Origin of the sequence: Pseudomonas sp. FDAARGOS_380, assembly GCF_002591235.1 — a bacterium.
GTDB classification, from domain to species: Bacteria; Pseudomonadota; Gammaproteobacteria; order Pseudomonadales; family Pseudomonadaceae; genus Aquipseudomonas; species Aquipseudomonas salmasensis.
Map to the genome: position 1 here is coordinate 1,827,935 of NZ_CP023969.1, position 18,542 is coordinate 1,846,476.

Annotated in this window: 11 protein-coding genes and 3 pseudogenes; 8 read left to right on the plus strand and 6 right to left on the minus strand. The window is 54.9% G+C overall.

Translation table 11 applies throughout. The features are described 5' to 3' along the window. Positions 1 to 1,013: 1,013 nt before the first annotated feature. Positions 1,014 to 1,867, minus strand: a pseudogene (locus tag CRN80_RS08580) (IS5 family transposase). 531 nt (positions 1,868 to 2,398) lie between these two features. Here CRN80_RS08580 and CRN80_RS08585 point away from each other — a divergent pair. The 3 genes from CRN80_RS08585 (at position 2,399) to CRN80_RS08595 (ending at position 4,996) form a co-directional block, all read left to right on the plus strand. Continuing rightward, a complete protein-coding gene (locus CRN80_RS08585) occupies positions 2,399 to 2,800 on the plus strand; it encodes a hypothetical protein (protein WP_153428583.1) in 402 nt (133 codons plus the stop codon). An 81-nt stretch (positions 2,801 to 2,881) separates the two neighbouring features. Next, positions 2,882 to 4,279 (plus strand): hypothetical protein, encoded by a 1,398-nt coding sequence (locus CRN80_RS08590; RefSeq protein WP_223296393.1) that lies wholly within the window; start codon positions 2,882 to 2,884, stop codon positions 4,277 to 4,279. A gap of 189 nt (positions 4,280 to 4,468) precedes the next feature. Beyond that, positions 4,469 to 4,996: a hypothetical protein gene (locus tag CRN80_RS08595; RefSeq protein ID WP_012269855.1), complete on the plus strand. Its 528-nt coding sequence runs from the start codon at positions 4,469 to 4,471 to the stop codon at positions 4,994 to 4,996. 101 nt (positions 4,997 to 5,097) lie between these two features. On the opposite strand, the gene CRN80_RS08600 is transcribed toward CRN80_RS08595, so the two are convergent. The 3 genes and pseudogenes from CRN80_RS08600 to CRN80_RS08610 all read right to left on the minus strand — a co-directional run bounded on the left by CRN80_RS08600 (position 5,098) and on the right by CRN80_RS08610 (position 8,045). Beyond that, positions 5,098 to 5,421: a hypothetical protein gene (locus tag CRN80_RS08600; protein WP_010951457.1), complete on the minus strand. Its 324-nt coding sequence runs from the start codon at positions 5,419 to 5,421 to the stop codon at positions 5,098 to 5,100. A 117-nt stretch (positions 5,422 to 5,538) separates the two neighbouring features. After that, positions 5,539 to 6,213: a heavy metal response regulator transcription factor gene (locus CRN80_RS08605; RefSeq protein WP_003253420.1), complete on the minus strand. Its 675-nt coding sequence runs from the start codon at positions 6,211 to 6,213 to the stop codon at positions 5,539 to 5,541. 489 nt (positions 6,214 to 6,702) lie between these two features. Next, positions 6,703 to 8,045 (minus strand): annotated as a pseudogene (locus tag CRN80_RS08610) (OprD family porin). Between the two features lie 404 nt (positions 8,046 to 8,449). On the opposite strand from CRN80_RS08610, the gene CRN80_RS08615 reads away from it, so the two are divergent. The 5 genes from CRN80_RS08615 to CRN80_RS08635 all read left to right on the plus strand — a co-directional run bounded on the left by CRN80_RS08615 (position 8,450) and on the right by CRN80_RS08635 (position 16,912). Further along, positions 8,450 to 9,721 (plus strand): TolC family protein, encoded by a 1,272-nt coding sequence (locus CRN80_RS08615; RefSeq protein ID WP_010951456.1) that lies wholly within the window; start codon positions 8,450 to 8,452, stop codon positions 9,719 to 9,721. A 68-nt stretch (positions 9,722 to 9,789) separates the two neighbouring features. Next, entirely contained in the window at positions 9,790 to 11,040 is a 1,251-nt protein-coding gene (locus CRN80_RS08620; protein ID WP_010951455.1) for an efflux RND transporter periplasmic adaptor subunit, read from the plus strand. A 24-nt stretch (positions 11,041 to 11,064) separates the two neighbouring features. Next, a complete protein-coding gene (locus CRN80_RS08625; RefSeq protein WP_057710637.1) occupies positions 11,065 to 14,226 on the plus strand; it encodes a CusA/CzcA family heavy metal efflux RND transporter in 3,162 nt (1,053 codons plus the stop codon). A 162-nt stretch (positions 14,227 to 14,388) separates the two neighbouring features. Further along, the gene (locus CRN80_RS08630) at positions 14,389 to 14,712 is read left to right on the plus strand and encodes a DUF2790 domain-containing protein (protein ID WP_003253432.1); all 324 of its coding nucleotides are present in this window, start codon (positions 14,389 to 14,391) and stop codon (positions 14,710 to 14,712) included. A gap of 202 nt (positions 14,713 to 14,914) precedes the next feature. After that, on the plus strand, positions 14,915 to 16,912 hold the full coding sequence (locus CRN80_RS08635) for a heavy metal translocating P-type ATPase (protein ID WP_010951452.1): 1,998 nt from the start codon (positions 14,915 to 14,917) through the stop codon (positions 16,910 to 16,912). 92 nt (positions 16,913 to 17,004) lie between these two features. Here the strand turns inward: CRN80_RS08635 and CRN80_RS08640 are convergent, their stop codons facing one another. Both CRN80_RS08640 and CRN80_RS08645 read right to left on the minus strand, forming a co-directional pair. After that, a complete protein-coding gene (locus CRN80_RS08640) occupies positions 17,005 to 17,229 on the minus strand; it encodes a hypothetical protein (RefSeq protein WP_010951451.1) in 225 nt (74 codons plus the stop codon). A gap of 127 nt (positions 17,230 to 17,356) precedes the next feature. After that, positions 17,357 to 18,383 (minus strand): annotated as a pseudogene (locus CRN80_RS08645) (hypothetical protein). Between the last annotated feature and the right edge of the window lie 159 nt (positions 18,384 to 18,542).

Consider the following 18,542-nt stretch of genomic DNA (forward strand, 5'->3'; position numbering starts at 1 on the left):
ACCTCCGCAGTACTGTTTCAAATGGGCGCGGTCAAAACCCTCAAGTTTTGGTCGCGTTCTACATTTCACACCTCCCGTTTTGCATGATTTTCTCCGTTGAATCGATAACCAGCAGTGTCTAACAAAAACCCTGTTATAAAATATGGATCTAAATCGTTATCTAAGCACTAATACCTACGGCTAGACGTTTAGTTAAAATTATCGCATAACTCCTTGATTATATTTGGATGAGTAAATCCCTGCGACAATTGTTGGTCGCAAATAATATTCCAAGAGATTTAGAAAATCCATAATTTACATATAAATTGGAAAATTTATTTTCCACAGAAATGCGCCGCGCAACACGCTTACATACTTGATAAGCTTTAATTAAATACAGGACAGATAACAACAATACTCAGGCACTTAGTTATCAATCTATAAAAACAGAAACTAAAGCTTTTAAGATCGATACGTTTTTTTACCTCTTAAGGTTTTAATCAGCTCAACCGCCTTCCTTTTCAGCCAACACAGCGGCCGCCAGTAAATTCTCCAGCTATCTTTAGCAGCCTTCATAAATTCTTTACGAAATGTTGTGCGTTCTTGAGTGCTCATAGGATCACCGGCATCGTTTGAGTCCAGTATTCACAGTACGCCTGCCAGCTGTGTCCCGCTACCACCTCACGACAAGGGGAAACCACTTTTATTGAGGCAAAAAAAGCCCGCTTTCAGCGGGCTCTCTTTAGATGATCGACTAACCGATGAGGATTAGCCGAACCATCTATTTGTGAAAAACGCATTTAAAGTGTGAACCTACACCTGATGTAGGTTCACAAAATAGGTGATAGGCCAGACCCCGTGAAATTGGAATCTTCGCCATTTTTTTTGTGAAATGAAGGGGTGCTTTTCACAGAAAAGCCGAGAAATCCCTACTCACCAATCACAAAAGTTGATTGGCCTGGAAAGGGCCGTTTACGACCGACGCGTGACTTTTCGGTAAGGGATGAGGAGTAGTCGCAGCGATCCTTTAGCTCCTAGGCTCTGTACGTAAAGTATTGTCGCAAGCACCGCATAGCGCAGGCCAATGAGACCATCGCCGCAAAACTTGTTGCGAGCTTGTCGAAGCGCGTCACGATGCGACGGTTCTCCTTCAGCCAGCCAAACATGCGTTCGATGATGTTGCGCTGCCGATATTTGGGGCGATCAAAAAGTCGAGGCAATCCTGGCTTGGTTTTGCGCTTCATGCTTCGCAACGGAATGACTGGCTGCATGCGATAACGATCACAATACTGGCGCAGCGCTTCAGCGTCGTAACCCTTGTCAGCCAGCAACCAGCGGCAACGCTTGCGTGGGCGACCGCGCAGGCTGGGTATGCAAGCCTGATCGATTAGCGGTTGGGCATAGGCTATATCGCTGGCTTGTCCGCCTGACAACAGGAAACGCAGAGGCACACCATTGGCGTCGCACAGCATGTGAATCTTGGTCGTCAGGCCACCCCGGCTGCGCCCGAGCGCGTGGTCTTGCGGTTCTTCAAATCCCCTTTTTTCCCGGCACCTGATGAGGCCCGGGTTGCTCGTACGGCAGTGGAGTCGATCATCCATGTTTCCAAGTCAATCAAACCCTGCTCATTCAATCGGATATGAAGACGCTTGAGCATCTGATCAAAAGCTCCGCAATCACGCCATCCCCGGAACCGTTGATAGATCGTTGACCAAGGGCCGAATCGTTCGGGCATGTCTCGCCAGGCTGCGCCAGAGCAAAGCACCCAGAGAATACCGTTTAGCATCAGGCGATCATCGGCCCGAGGGCGCCCGGTGCGCTGATTTTTGGTGAAGATATCTGCAACCAGATCCCAGGCTGCGTCGGGGAGTTCATACCGCTTTGCCATCTTGGCCTCCTGGCTTTAATGGCGGTGTATTTTACAGAAAATCGTATTTCTTGGGTTTACGTACAGAGCCTAGTCTGGCGACCTTGGGTTCAGAATCCGACTGGCAATGCCCGCTGTCACTACTTCAGAGGAACCAGCTTCCTCTGCTGCCAAAATTGCGGGGGCTCATGCTGGTACCCAGGCCCGACAAATGCGCAGTTGCAGCCCTCAATTGCAAGGCTATCCAAAGCGGCACGCGTGTCAATCAAGATCTGATGCATGACGATGGCCGGCCTCACGGAGGTGAAACCGGAGATTCAGAATGACTAAACCGACCCCGTAGACACCAACCTCCACGAAGGCCGCTATCGACCCAAAGCTGTCCTTCAAGAAAGGCAGCTAACGGCGAGAAGCGGTCATTTTGTATCTACAGGTTTCGGGGCGATTCACTCGTCTGATGCTCAGGAGCACCAGGATGGGCGTCAAGGAGGTGGTCATCTTGAGGTGGACTATGCTGACCAGTTGCTCTCAAATCTAATCGTGAGGTCCTCCATGGCAAACCCCAATCTGCTGGCTCTATTCAGAGATGAAGTCCTTCTGACCGGGCCTGAAAGCTCCCTACCTAGCAACCTATCTCAGTTCTGGCTTGAGGAGCTCCAGAATCATCTGGAGAGGTATTTCGACGGTTTGAACTCGGAGTCAGATGCAGAAGAGAAGGATCTCGACATCTCCCTCCCACTCGCAGCGATCATCCACATCTTGTTCGCAAAAAATGGTGGGGAGGAGATATCCGAGAGCTCTGAAAAGCTGTACGAGTATTTCCAAGACTACCGGCTCGAACTGGCCCTTGAAGAGATCACGCGAAAGACTCATGTGGCTGCCGAGGCTGCAACCATTGAGACCATCTTCACCAACCGAGACGTCCTGGTGGAGCAAAGCCCCCTTCTTCAATAGGTACCTCCACCGATGCCATCGCCGGCGGGCACGCTCCGAGGCATTGATGGAATGCATTTTGACGACTGCCGAGATCAGCGAATGAAAGAAATTGCTGCGCCGATGTTCGATCTAATCGCTTTGTCGCTTCCACGAGGGTTGGGGTTTGGGGACAGCCCGCCAGTAGGGGCATGGCTTAGTGAGGACGGAATTTCTTGTGCCGCTCTAACCCGAAATATCAATTCCGGCAGCTTCGGAATTGTCACCTTGCGGCGTCGTGTCGATAGCGTGTGGGTGCTCCTCAGCCATGGTGAGTGCACCACTGGCGAGTCCGAAGCCCGCGCCTCAATCAGCCATTTTCTCTATACCCAAGCCCATCCGCTTCCACTCCCTTCAGGTGAACGACGACGTGCTCCTCTAAGCAGAATGGGTAAGCGCACACCAAGCGTGGTGTTCAAATCACTATTTGATCCAAGCCGCCGTATTGGGGCGTGGGCGCTGAATCAACTGTATCTCGCACTGCCATCCCCAGACAGAAATTGGGTTCCCGATTGCCAGACTGAGAATTTTCACACCCGCCTCTGGGAAGCCCACCTATTAGCGATTTTTCGTGAACAGGGACTCTTGGTCACCCAGCCTAAAGAATCACCCGATTTTCACATCGAGAATAGGCTGGGAGATGAGGCCTGGGTTGAAGCAGTGACAGCCAACCCGGAAGAGCGGTATGAGCATTTTGGCGCCTCGCCGGTCCCCCCACCCGCTGACCGACATGAGCGTTTCTTAGGAGCGGCTGCAGAAAGGTTTGCGAGGACCATCCAAAACAAATTGGACAAGCGTTACGAATCCCTACCGCACGTGGAGGGTAAGCCGCTCATTCTGGCCTTAGCCGATTTCCATGCGCCCAGTTCAATGCTGTGGAGCAGGGAGTCGCTCATCAGCTATCTCTATGGCTTTGCAGTTCACTCATCTGCGCATCGTGGTACGCACCTGATAACTGTGGAGGAAGAGACATCTCTGCTATCAGGGCGCCCCAACGGCCTATTTACGCTAATGGAAAATGCCCATCTTTCAGCGGTCATTTTCACCAATGCCTGCACAGTGCCAAAGCTCAGCCGAGTGCCGATCTCAGGTGGAGCTCATCTAGACGGGTACCGATACTTGCGGTTTGGTGAGTTTTTCGACCGTTCTCCGGGAGCATCACGAGGTATCCCATTTCTGTTGGATGTAGCGTCCAGCGACTACGGTCAGCTCTGGCCGCAATATGGCTACGAGCCGTGGTCTGCTGAAGTGGAGGTATTCCATAACCCTATGGCACTATACCCGGTGCCTAATGAGTTGATACCAGAAGTCACCCACTGGAGAGAAGTAAACGGAAGAGTCGAGTGCGAATCTTTCTTTGATGTATCCATACTCCGATCCAGAACACTCGTCCTCAGTGCAAACGCTAAGGTTCCGTCACTCGATGAGTTGCTGACAGCAGCCAGTCCTCCAGAGCTCTGACGGCGGCGGGGTGGCCGCATCGTTGCCACGCAGGTAGATGAGAATTTCTCAGCAAGCTACCCAGCCAGGGGAAGGACATGAGATCCCCTGCGCAATTCAGGACCGTTGAAGCGCCACCTCTCTTCGGGTAAAAGCATGACCGTCATACAACGCTACAACAGCGTCATACCCGAGAGCATAGGAAGAAAAATGTCGATCCAAGGACTAAAACGATACTTTGGAAACAAGATTCACGCAGTGATAATGATGGCCCCGCTTAAGCGGGAAATGATACGCCTCGGCATATGCACCCTTATGGCGATTATTCTGAATATCATCTTGTATACCGGCGTTGAAGTAGACGGCACCATCAAGCCGTGGGCAGAAACCCCGATAAAACTGTTTGCATCGTCGATGTTATTCGCCTTCATGATCAAGGCTTTTCTGCCAGTTCTCGGCTGGACGATACTGAAAGCAATGCTGTTGAGTGCGAACAATGCCTTCAGCGGCATACTGAGTTTTTTGGGCAATCAGTTCACAGGCGTCATGTACTGTACCGGAATTATTATGGGTTCTATCACGATTAAATTGTATATGGTTTCCGGGGTTTTAGACTCTGAGTTTGCTTATCTGTCCGCAATCGTATTTGCTTCCGGGGTTTTATATTTCTATGTGCTGCAATGCGCCATTCAAAAAACAATGAGTCCGGCCCTGCGTACACCAGCAGTACCGCGTTAAACCACTAGGCTGTGACTATTCATCTCTGGTGCTCAGTAGGCGCTCGCTCTGCTGAACCCTCACCCATACACAACCATTAATGGACTGGCCCGCCTTCGACTTTATGAAGAAGGCGAGCGAGCACGTGACTGATTGCGCATGTATTCCGAGATGAGACTTTCGAAATTGATGTCCGCCTCCTCAACGAGAATATTGACGTGACAGTACAGCTCTTCAGGACCTCTGAGATAATTGAAAATCCTTGATCTAACGATGCCGCAAACCCCTTCTTTGACCGCCGTAGAGGGGAGGTTGATAACATCGCCAACGCACGGGATAAGAGCTAGGCCATGGTCGCTGTTGAAGACAATGTCAGCTGGACAGGCATCAATGCTGGCATCGGATTGTCCTTGCGAAACCTGCTGATAATCAATGCTATACCTCATGTACAGCCTACCTCATTTGTTGAGTGAGGAATCAGCGCCGCGGATCGTAAACAGAAACCTCAAGTTCGCAAGCGACGGGAGCATGTAGCGGATTTTCGGTACTAGAGAGCTTGGCAACTATCGTTTTTCAAGCACATACCCTACGCCCCGAAGCGTATGTATCAGTTTGGTCTCGAAAGGGTCATCTATCTTGGCTCTGAGTCTTCGAATCGACACCTCTACAACGTTTGTGTCGCAGTCAAAATTCATATCCCAAACCTGCGAAATAATTTGGGTGCGGCTCAGCACCACACCGGTATTACGCATCAGGTAATGCAGTAACGCGAATTCTTTCGTGGTCAGGTCAATGCGCTGACCGTCCCTGAATGCCCTGTGCCGGCTCTGATCAAGCTCCAGGTCAGCGACGCGAATGACCTCTACGGATGCAGGGTGATCTGACCTGCGCATCAAGGCGCGAACCCGGGCCAGCAGCTCAGGGAACTCAAATGGCTTGATCAGGTAGTCATCTGCTCCGTTCTCCAGCCCCCGGACCTTATCCGCCAGCCGGCTTCTCGCCGTCAGCATCATGATACGGGAAGGGCAGTTTTTACGACGCAACAACTCAAGGACCTGCCAACCGTCCATCTCTGGCAGATTTATATCCAGGATAATCAGCTCATATTCGTGCTGCTTAGCCAAGAATAATCCATCTGACCCGGTGTGGACGCAATCTACGACATAGCCACATTCCGTCAGACCTTGACGCACATACTCCGCAGTTTTTACTTCATCCTCAATTACCAGAATTCGCATGGGATTTTGTCTCGATATCACTGAGCAATTAACCGCGCACGCGCGCCGGCATTATTGAAAGGGATGGTAAATCAAAATGAGCGTGCCGGGGCTCAAATGACGGATTTGTAATTTCTAGGTAATACAGTTGATAGTCTGGCGGTATATCTTGTCGCGGTTTGGGTTTGACAGTTGCGGGCCCTCTCTCCAGCAGGTGATTTGACCTTATGAAGTATTGGGTTATTTTCTTCTTTGTGCTGGCTTCGTTCCGCTCAGATGACGGCGAGGTCGCTCACATTGAAGAGACTGGTCATTGGTGTAGTCATGAACTTCACCGGCATGCGATGCGTACAATCGAACGCCTACTTGAATTTTAGGCAAAAAAAAGGCGCCCAATGGGCGCCAAATATCCACCTTTTACCAAAGGAGCACTTAAGCCACTCAAGGTGAATGCGTAATGCTCGTTTTACTAACAGGACCCGCCAATGGATAACTGGCCCAGTTAGCGAATTACAGAATCGAAAGCGGGTACTCGATGATTACACGAGTTTCATCCAGATCCGATTCGAAAGCAGTGGCACGCGTGGTTGCCTGGCGCAACCGGAAGGACAGATCTTTTGCCGGACCGGTTTGGACAACGTATTTGACTTCGACGTCACGCTCCCAACGCTTCTGATTGTCGAGCGGGTTGCCGTTGTCGTCGGTGCGCATGTAGAACTGGTTAGCGTTCGAGTAATCCGCACCCGAGCCTCTGGCGTAGCGCGTCATGAACGTCAGGCCTGGAATGCCGTAGCTGGTGAAGTTCAGGTCATAGCGCAGCATCCAGGAACGCTCTTTCGGCGAGTTGAAGTCGCTGTACTGGATGGAGTTGTCGACGAAAATCGAGTCCGACTGACGCAGGTAGTCGAAATCGTCGTCGCCGTTGTTGCGCTGATGCGACAGGGCCAGGGTGTGGGCACCGTAACGCACACCGACCTTGGCACTCCAGATGTTGTTGTCGAATTCACCCAGGCGCTTCTTACCTTCATCTACGGCTTTGTAGTAGTTGAAGCCACCGATCAGCGCCAGATCGTCGCTCAGCGGGTAAACCACGCTTGTGCCGGCGTAGTACTGATTCCAGACGTCTTTCAGCTGGCTGGCGTAGACGCTCACAGTCCAGTTGTCGTTGATCGAGTAGTCACCGCCACCGTAACCGATCCATGGCGAGTTGACCGGGCCGCCGTAGAACGTCACGAAGTTGTCGTTCAGGTTGCTTGAGACCGGCTGGCTCATCGCATGCAGACGACCACCCTGGAGGGTAAGGCCCTGGATGCTGGTGTTCTCAACGGTCACACCGCGGAAACTCTCTGGCAGCAGGCGAGAGTCACCCGATGCGACGACCGGGGTCGATGGGAAGACATCACCCACTTTCACGATGGTATCGAACAAGCGGACTTTGGCTGCGCCGCCGACCTTGGTGTATTCGTCGCGAGCTTCACCCTTGTTATCAACGGGCAGCACGTCGAAGGAGCTACGGCCGCCGTTGCGCCCATCACCGGTGTCGAGCTTGAGGCCGATCATGGCAAAGGCATCAACGCCAAAGCCAACGGTACCTTGGGTAAACCCGGAGTTGAATTTGCTGATGATCGCGTGCGCCCAGGCTTCGGAGTAGCCGTTCGTATTGCCCTTGCCACTGTTGTAAGTGGGGACGGTGCTGTCGCGGTTATCACGGTTGAAGTAGAAGTTACGGTTCAACACTGTAAGGCTGCTGCCTTCAATGAAGCCTTCTGGCTTGTCTTCAGCTTGTGCCGAATAGCATAGCTTCCAGACAGCGCAGAAACTGCCGCCAAATACAGTGGTACTTTGATTTTCATCCGATGCTCCTTTGATTCACGGCAGTTTTTATTATGTTTACCGGCGCGGGTGTCGTTAGTTGTTCTGACCCGGCGGCGCGCCTAGCGTAGCGCGAGCTCATATTTGCAGGCCGAAGATAACGGGAGGGTGATAGGACAATTACAATTTCGTCATCTACCTGTTATTCGGCACCTTCGCACCGCGTGTTTGCCATCTCTGTTGCTTGTATCGAAATCATCGTGTCGGGTTGGGTTTCCCAGTATTTACGGGCATTACAAAGCTTTCTTACGAAATTGTAATTTTCTAGCCACCCCTCTGATAGCTACCGCTCATTAGAGTGCCATCACCTAATCAAGTGGGGCTTGGCAGCTGTTTCGGCGTTCTCGCCAAGCTTTATCGAAGTTTGTGCACGAGGACCATCAAAGTGCCCCGGTATAACCGCAATGTCTTACCCAAGACCCCCGTCTCGCCCTGGAAGATCGCTGCACTCTGTGCAGTCATCTCTGGGTTGATGGCGCCTGCAGCCCTTGCCCAAAGCATCAGCTTGCCCCAGGCGCTTTCGACGGCCATGGATGCCAACCCAGACCTGGCCGCGGCCAGGCAAGAAATTGGGATCGCTGATGGTGCTCGCAAGCAGGCCGGGCTTATCCCCAACCCCACAATCTCGTATGACGTGGAAGACACCCGTCGTAACACCAGCCAGACGACTGTCTCTCTCAGCCAGACCCTTGAGCTGGGCGGTAAGCGGGGGGCTCGTGTTGACGTCGCCACATACGGGCAGACCGCCGCACAGCTTGAGTTAGACCGTCGCGTTAACGGCCTGCGTGCAGATGTCGTCCAAGCCTTTTACGCCGCGTTGCGGGCCCAGACAGGTCTCGACCTGGCCAAGCAATCTCTCGAACTGACTGAGCGCGGTCTTCGCATCGTCGATGGCCGTGTTCGCGCAGGTAAGTCGTCCCCAGTGGAGGCGACCCGCGCTCAAGTGCAACTGGCCGAAGCCCAGCTGCAAGTTCGACGTGCAGAAACGGAAAAAGCGACCGCTTACCAACAGCTCGCTCAAATTACCGGGAGCTCAGTCACCGTGTTTGATCGACTCGAATCGCCAACCCTCTCCCCGGGCTTGCCACCTCGCACTGAAGATCTGCTGGCTAAGCTCGACCAAACAGCAGAAATGCGTCAGGCCGTGGTGCAGATAGACAAGAGCGATGCCTCGCTCGGCTCAGAGAAAGCTCAGCGTATCCCGAACCTTACTGTCAGTGTAGGTAGCCAGTACGACCGCTCTGTGCGCGAGCGGGTCAACACTGTGGGCCTGTCTATGCCTTTGCCGCTGTTCGATCGTAACCAGGGCAACATTCTTTCCGCTTCTCGTCGTGCAGATCAGGCCCGGGACCAGCGCAATGCTGTTGAGCTGCGCCTGCGCACCGAAACCCAAACCGCGTTGAACCAATGGTCCACCGCCATGCAGGAGGTCGAGTCCTACGACAAGACCATTCTGCCTTCAGCCCAACAAGCCGTAGAGACCGCAACCCGCGGCTTCGAGATGGGCAAATTCGGTTTCATCGAAGTGCTGGATGCCCAGCGCACCTTGATCGTCGCTCGTGGCCAATACCTCGAATCGTTGGCAGCGGCGACCAATGCGCGTGCGCAGGTGGAAAGGGTTTATGGCGAAGTCGGCTCAACCGCCGGCACTCGCTGAACGGGCCAAACATTTTCTTCGGCACACAGCCTTGAACAAGCCGGTGCCTACGATCAGCAGGAGTAGCAATGGATAACAAACGCAAGATCGCCCTCGCGGTAGCCGCTGTGGCAGCCCTCGGATTTGGCAGCCTTGCCTGGAACAACAGTTCCGGACAGCAGGCCGCCAGTACTGCCGAGCATGGCGCTAACGATGGCCATGGCGACGAAAAGAAAGCCGCATCTGCCGCCAAAGAGGAAGGTGATGAGGGCCATGGTGAAGAAGGCCACAGCGAAGAGGGCGGTGAAGAAGAGGGCAAGCTGACGCTCAGCGCTGAACAGATCAAGGCCGCTGGTGTTGCCCTGGAAGCTGCAGCGCCTCGTGACCTCGGTACCGTCGTGAGCTTCCCTGGCGAAATTCGCTTCGACGAAGATCGTACTGCCCACGTGGTTCCTCGTGTTCCTGGCGTTGTTGAGGCTGTCCAGGCCAACCTGGGCGAGACGGTCAAGAAAGGGCAAGTCCTCGCGGTAATCGCCAGCCAGCAGATCTCTGACCTGCGCAGCGAACAACAGGCCGCACAGCGTCGCGTCGAACTGGCGCGTGTGACCTTCGAACGTGAGAAGCAACTGTGGCAGGACAAGATCTCTGCAGAGCAAGACTACCTCCAAGCACGCCAAGCGCTGCAAGAAGCGGAGATCTCCTTGGCCAACGCCAAGCAGAAGGTCGGCGCAATCGGTGCCTCGGTTAACTCCGTTGGCGGTAATCGTTACGAGCTCCGCGCTCCCTTCGACGCCGTGGTAGTGGAGAAACACCTGACCGTCGGCGAAGTCGTCAGCGAGGCGACCAACGCCTTCATCCTTTCCGACCTGAATCAGGTCTGGGCGACCTTCGCAGTTCCGCCGACAGATCTGGGCAAGGTCACGACTGGCCGTGCAGTGAAAGTCTCTTCGCCTGACATGAACGTCGAGGTCGAAGGGAAGGTGGGTTATGTCGGCAGCCTGCTGGGCGAGCAAAACCGTGCAGCTACTGTCCGCGTCACCTTGACCAACCCCAACGGCGCCTGGCGTCCAGGCCTGTTCGTAAACATTGCGGTCACCTCCCAGACCGATCGAGTTGCCGTAGCGGTCCCTGAGCACGCTGTGCAGACCGTTGAAGACAAACCTTCGGTATTCGTACGCACCCCAGATGGCTTTGACACCCGCCCGGTAAAACTGGGTCGCCGCGACAATGGGTACGTGGAAATCATCGACGGTATTGAAGCCGGCGCCCAGGTAGCAACCAGTGGCAGCTTCACACTCAAGTCCGAGCTCGGCAAAGCTTCTGCCGAACACGGTCACTGATGCGAACTGACAGGATGATTTCTCATGTTTGAACGTATCATCAGACTCGCCATCGAGCAGCGCATCGTAGTAATGATCGCCGTTCTGATCATGGCGGGTATCGGTATCTACAGCTATCAAAAGCTGCCCATCGATGCGGTACCCGATATCACCAACGTCCAGGTGCAGATCAACACTGCAGCGCCTGGTTACTCGCCCTTGGAAACCGAACAACGGATCACGTTTCCAGTTGAAACGGCCATGGCCGGTCTCCCGGGCCTTCAGCAGACCCGTTCCCTGTCTCGCTCTGGCCTGTCTCAGGTCACCGTGATCTTCAAGGATGGCACTGACATCTTCTTTGCCCGCCAGTTGATCAACGAGCGGCTGCAGGTTGCGAAGGAACAGCTGCCAGAAGGTGTAGAGGCCGTCATGGGTCCGGTATCTACCGGCCTCGGCGAGATCTTCCTGTGGACTGTTGAAGCCGAAGATGGCGCGGTCAAAGAGGACGGTACGCCGTACACCCCGACCGACCTGCGCGTGATCCAGGACTGGATCATCAAGCCTCAGCTGCGTAACGTCCCGGGTGTGGCCGAGATCAATACCATCGGCGGTTATGCCAAGCAGTTCCTGGTTGCGCCGGATCCAAAGCGCCTGGCTACCTACAAGCTGACACTCAATGACCTGGTCGCAGCGTTGGAAAGTAACAACGCCAACGTCGGTGCCGGCTACATCGAGCGTAATGGTGAACAGTTGCTCATCCGTGCACCGGGTCAGGTAGGCAATATCGAAGACATCGCCAACATCGTGATCACCAGTGTGGATGGTGCACCGATTCGCATCAGCAGCGTTGCTGACGTCAGCATCGGTAAAGAGCTCCGTACAGGTGCTGCTACTGAGAACGGCCGCGAAGTCGTGCTCGGTACCGTGTTCATGCTGATTGGTGAAAACAGCCGCACCGTATCTCAAGCTGTCGCCGCCAAATTGGCGGACATCAACCGCACCCTGCCAAAGGGCGTGGTGGCTGTGACTGTTTACGACCGTACCAACCTGGTTGAAAAAGCCATCGCGACGGTGAAGAAGAACCTGGTGGAAGGCGCGATCCTGGTTATCGCCATTCTGTTCCTGTTCCTCGGCAACATCCGTGCGGCTCTGATCACCGCGATGGTGATTCCGCTGTCCATGCTGTTCACCTTCACAGGCATGTTCAACAACAAGGTCAGTGCCAACTTAATGAGTTTGGGGGCACTCGACTTCGGCATCATCGTCGACGGTGCCGTGGTTATTGTAGAAAACGCGATCCGTCGACTGGCTCATGCGCAACATAAGCATGGCCGCATGCTCACCAAAACCGAACGCTTCCACGAGGTCTTTGCCGCGGCGCGAGAAGCTCGCCGGCCGCTGATCTTCGGTCAGCTGATCATCATGGTGGTGTACCTGCCGATCTTCGCCCTCACCGGCGTCGAAGGCAAAATGTTCCACCCGATGGCCTTCACCGTTGTGATGGCGCTGCTGGGTGCAATGGTCCTGTCCGTTACCTTTGTTCCTGCAGCTATTGCCATGTTCGTCACTGGCAAGGTGAAGGAAGAGGAAGGCGTGGTCATGCGCACAGCTCGACTGCGCTATGAACCGGTTCTGCAATGGGTGCTGGGACATCGGAACATCGCTTTCTCGGCCGCAGTAGCCTTGGTCGTGCTCAGTGGTTTGCTGGCAAGTCGTATGGGTAGCGAGTTCATCCCAAGCCTCAGTGAGGGTGACTTTGCGATGCAGGCCATGCGTGTGCCTGGAACGAGCCTCACTCAATCTGTCGAGATGCAGCAGCGTCTGGAGAAAGCGGTGATTGCGCAGGTGCCTGAAGTTGAGCGGATGTTCGCACGCTCGGGTACCGCAGAAATTGCATCTGACCCGATGCCGCCGAACGCCTCTGACGCCTACATCATGCTCAAGCCTCAGGATCAGTGGCCTAACCCGAAGAAGCCTCGTGATGAGCTGATTGCTGAAGTGCAGAAGGCCGCAGCGGGTGTTCCAGGAAGCAACTACGAGTTGTCGCAGCCAATCCAACTGCGTTTCAACGAGCTGATTTCGGGCGTGCGTAGTGACGTCGCTGTGAAAGTCTTCGGCGATGACATGGACGTGCTCAACAACACCGCCAACAAGATCGCGGCAGCGCTCAAAGCGGTCCCGGGCTCATCGGAAGTGAAAGTTGAGCAGACATCCGGCCTGCCGGTGCTGACCATCAACATTGACCGCGAAAAAGCAGCACGCTACGGCCTGAACATCGCGGATGTTCAGAACTCGATCGCTATCGCCGTGGGTGGCCGTCAGGCCGGCACGCTGTATGAGGGCGACCGTCGGTTCGACATGGTAGTACGCCTACCAGAGACCGTTCGCACCGACGTAGCGGGTATGTCCAGCTTGCTGATCCCGGTACCTGCCAATGCGGCACAGGGTGCCAATCAGATCGGCTTCATCCCGCTGTCCCAGGTCGCCAATCTGGACCTGCAACTGGGCCCGAACCAAATCAGCCGCGAGAACGGCAAACGTCTGGTTATCGTCAGCGCCAACGTTCGAGGCCGCGATCTGGGGTCCTTCGTTGAGGAGGCGACCGCATCGCTGGACAAGAAGGTGCAAATCCCTGCGGGCTACTGGACGACTTGGGGGGGCCAGTTCGAGCAGCTGCAGTCGGCTGCCAAACGCCTGCAGATCGTTGTTCCAGTCGCCTTGCTGCTGGTCATGACCTTGTTGTTCCTGATGTTCAACAACCTGAAGGACGGCATGCTGGTCTTCACCGGTATTCCATTCGCACTCACCGGTGGTGTTGTGGCGTTGTGGCTGCGGGACATCCCACTGTCGATCTCGGCAGGTGTCGGCTTCATTGCACTGTCCGGCGTTGCAGTACTGAACGGCCTGGTGATGATTGCCTTCATCCGCGGGCTAAGGGAGGAGGGACGAACGCTCAGACAGGCAGTCGATGAAGGTGCATTGACCCGTCTGCGACCTGTTCTGATGACAGCCTTGGTAGCGTCCCTGGGCTTCATCCCGATGGCTTTGGCCACCGGCACCGGTGCCGAAGTTCAGCGGCCATTGGCGACGGTGGTGATTGGCGGGATCCTGTCCTCCACCGCACTGACCTTGCTGGTACTGCCTGCCCTGTATCACTGGGCACACCGCAAGGATGAAGACGGCGACGAGGCCGAAGTGGTTAGCTAACAGCCTCCGCTAAAGAGAAGCCCACAACACGTGTTGTGGGCTTTTTTGTTTAAAGTGAAGTAGATGCACTTACCTTTCAAAATTGTAAGTTTCTCGTCATGCCGGTGATGCCTATGCATTGCTAAGGTTACGCCCGAGAAGTTTTGAAATTGAGAGGGTTTTATGAAAAAGCTAATTATCGCTGCTGCACTTGTTGTTTTCTCGGTGGCTTCGCAGGCCAACACTTTCTCCGAGAGCAAGCAGCTTCAATACACCAAGGAACACCAGACCGCAGTGGCCAAGTACGCGGAGAAAAATGGCAAGCCAATGCCAGAGATTCAGGATTACAAATATGGCATGAAGATAGACGTTGCGAAATTCGTACGTCAGTCGCAGGACCCCCGTACCTGCCAGGTCTATCCACGGTTGATGACCTTCGAGGACTCCCAGGGCACGCTCAAGACTGTTCGTTACTCGATGTATTCGCAATGCATCAACAACAAGTAGTAAACGATTTGAACAGAACAATTAGAGAATTCATAAATGCCAGGCAGTGCCTGGCATTTTTTATTACGCCCGATACCCCATAGCTTCGAAATGTTAACGCCTGGGCTCGGGCAAACCGTGCAATAGATCTTAGCCAACCAACAGAGACGGCTCCCCAACTGCAGAGGGCAATTGGAAGCCTTGACCCCAGAAGGGACGAGTTATGAAGAGTTTGCTTGAACGCCCTGATGACCAAGCCGGGCATGAAGGTCATAGCCATGAGCATGGCGGCATTTTTGGAATGAACACAGAGCTGATTTTCGCGCTGATCTGTGGTGCTCTCCTGGGTGCCGGAGCTCTCGCAGGAAAACTTGGCCTGATTGATCGTCTGCCTCTGATTCTGTACGTGTCGGCCTACGTGTTCGGTGGATGGTTCACCACTAAGGAAGCGGTTACCAACATCCGTCAGAAACGCTTCGAGATCGACTCGCTGATGCTTCTCGCCGCAGTCGGTGCCGCGAGCATCGGCGCCTGGGCGGAGGGGGCTCTGCTGCTGTTCCTGTTCAGTCTGGGGCATTCCCTTGAAAGCTACGCGATGGGGCGGGCCAAGAAAGCGATTGAGGCACTGTCCAAGCTCGCACCAGCCACCGCGATCGTACGCAGAGCAAATGGCACGGTGGAGATGCCCGTGGAGCTGCTGGTTCCCGGTGACGTTGTCATCGTGCGCCCCAATGACCGCCTGCCGGCCGATGGTTTTGTAGTCGTAGGCTCCTCAAGTATCAACCAGGCGCCAGTAACCGGTGAGAGCGTCCCCGTGGACAAGCAACCTGTTCCTGATGCCGAACTCGCACGCAGCAAGCCAGATGCAGTGGATGCAGCCTCGAAAGTCTTCGCCGGTACCATCAATGGCGAAACGCTCATCGAGGTTGAGGTAACCCGGCGCTCTACGGAGAGTACCTTGGCGCGGGTCATCAAGATGGTCAGTGAAGCCGAAGTCAGGAAGTCACCGACCCAGCGATTCACGGACCGCTTCCAACGCATATTCGTCCCGTTGGTTTTACTGCTGGTAGTCGGGCTGCTATTTGCCGGCATTTTCCTTGACGAGCCGTTCCGTGACTCGTTCTACCGGGCGATGGCCGTACTGGTTGCAGCCAGCCCCTGCGCGCTCGCGATCGCTACACCAAGCGCCATTCTCTCTGGCATCGCCAGGGCAGCCCGAGGTGGCGTGCTGATCAAGGGCGGTGCGCCACTTGAAGAGCTTGGATCATTGAATGCCATGGCATTCGACAAGACCGGTACCCTGACCGAAGGGCGCCCACGTATCACCGATGTAATACCCATAGGCGGCACGCAGATCGAGGATCTGCTAAACGTCGCCATCGCTGTGGAGTCGATGAGCGACCATCCGCTGGCTGCGGCAATTGTGCGTGACGGTGAAGAGATGATTGGCACACGGCGCCGATTCCAAGCCAAGAACATGAGCAACATGATTGGCCGCGGCGTGCGTGCTGAGCTTGATGGGCAGTTCGTCTGGATTGGCAAGGTCGAGATGTTCGGTACCAATGGTATTCCCGCACTCAGCAAGGCAGCCCTGGAGGCTGCGGAGCGTCTACGTCAGTCAGGCCGTACCACCATGGTGGTACGGCGTGCTGACAAGGATCTGGGCGCTATCGGGCTATTGGACACACCCCGGGAGGGGGCCAAAGAGGCACTCCAGAAGCTTAGAGAGATGGGCATCGAACGCATGGTCATGATTTCTGGAGACCACAACCGCGTTGCAGAGGCTGTAGCCAAACAAGTTGGCTTAGATGAAGCGTGGGGAGACCTGATGCCGGAAGACAAGGTCAAGGCCATCAAAAACCTGCGCCTTAGCGCCAAGGTGGCCATGGTGGGTGACGGCGTCAATGATGCCCCTGCCATGGCCAGTTCGAGCGTTGGTATCGCAATGGGGGCTGCTGGATCTGATGTTGCCCTGGAAACGGCTGATATCGCGCTTATGGCTGACGACATCAGGCAACTCCCATTTGCGGTGGGGCTGAGCCGTCACACGCGATCGATCATCCACCAGAATCTGTTCGTCAGCTTGGGGATTGTGGCCATCCTGGTTCCGTCCACCATCATGGGCTTGAGCATTGGTGCCGCTGTTGCGATCCATGAGGGCTCCACACTGTTGGTCGTCTTCAACGCCTTGCGCCTGTTGGCCTACCGCAGAAGCACCTGATCCCTGAGCTTCAATCATGAAGCTAAGCAGGGAAATGACCTGAAGTAGAAGTACGGGTCGTGCGCGATCAGCGCACGACCCGTACTTTTCTCTCACTCGTCGATCCCGATGCGCTTGAGGCTTTCAAGGGCCTTTCCGCACTCAGGTGAGCCATGCCGTAAGCCGCAGGCCAATGCAGCTTTGAGGCTCATGACACCGGCTACGAAACCGACTTGATTGCCGACTCCGTGTCCGTCCGCAAATCCCTGATCATACGCAATCTCGACAAGCGCATTGATCGCCGCCAGGGTGTCCTGTTTGTTTTTACTCTTTTGCATATCTACTCCGCGAGCATTCAGCTCATATCGCTCGGTTAGGTGGCGGCGCCTTCAGGTTTGGGGTGAGCGAATCCCGCTCCCATAGCCAATCCCTAACGGGGGGCTCAGCCCGCCACCGTAAGGAAAATCAGCTATTGAGAGCAGATGACTCGTTTTGGTCACCCGTGCTGCTCGCCTCACCGCATTGGCACTGAGTGGGTACATCCGGGTAGTCGCTGTGATTCTCAATGAACAGCGTTCGGCAGGTTTCGCACCCATAGATCCGGGGCAGGGATTTAAGGCCGCTCGGAAGCACGTCACTCAGAGTGCTCGTTATGCCAAGGAGCCCCGTCAAGGATTCTTGAACGCAGGATGTTTCCCAGGCGCCAGGTGTCACTTTGTGCGCGCCAGGACCACATCGGCGCAGAAAGCGAATACTGGATGAAGGTCTCTTGTGACTGCCTGGATAGCGGGTACTTGGGGCGGGTCCAGCCGGAATCGATGATGCTGAACCCCATGCCCATTTCTGCGCTCGGGTGGGTCTTTTCACCAAAGAAACGGTCATGCGTCGCTGGAGCCGTCGCATGATGGTCAGTCGGTGGGAATACCCACAGATAACACTCATCCCGGTTGACCATGCTGATGAGCTCGCTTGGCCCCCGCATGGGGGAATTTGCAGCCAGGGCGAAGCGATCCTTCCACGACATTTTGGGAGGCGGCGCAATACCAGCAGCGATGGCCAACGTGGCAGTCTTGGGGACGAAGCGATCGCCTAGCTCGTTCAGATCCAGGTTCTTGCAGAGAGCCTTGAAGGCCTTTTTGCGAGTCTTCGAGCTGAAGGAGGGGTCAAGGAGCAGGCGAACCTGGTTCACGCCGATTCCCGCAGTTCGTAGCACCTCAATGACTTCTTCAGCCACACCGACTGCTTGAAGATCGGTCAATCCTAAGCACGTTTTCGCCCGCTCGACCGCCGCGTAGAGGTTGTACTGCCGTGTCTCGTTGTCACGACAGACCTGAATTGGCAGCTTGTCTTGGATGGCAACTTGCGGTGCAACGGAGCCGATGGCCGCGTGGAACAGCTGGTGGAGGTGCAGATGAGAGTACGGGCGGCCAGAAGCCGAGAACGAGGCGTGCAGCTGAGCAGCGAGAGGTTGAAGCAGCTTTTTTGCAGACATGACTATCCCCTAATGAGCGACGTTGGGGTAGCTGCGCTTGTAGGGCCGTTAGACGCGAAGCTGGACGTCGAATCAGGTTCAATCATGAATAGGAGTCAGGTTTGATTTGCTTGCACGGCCACCATGCAAAGCCCGACGCGGCAATCACATCAGATTCGC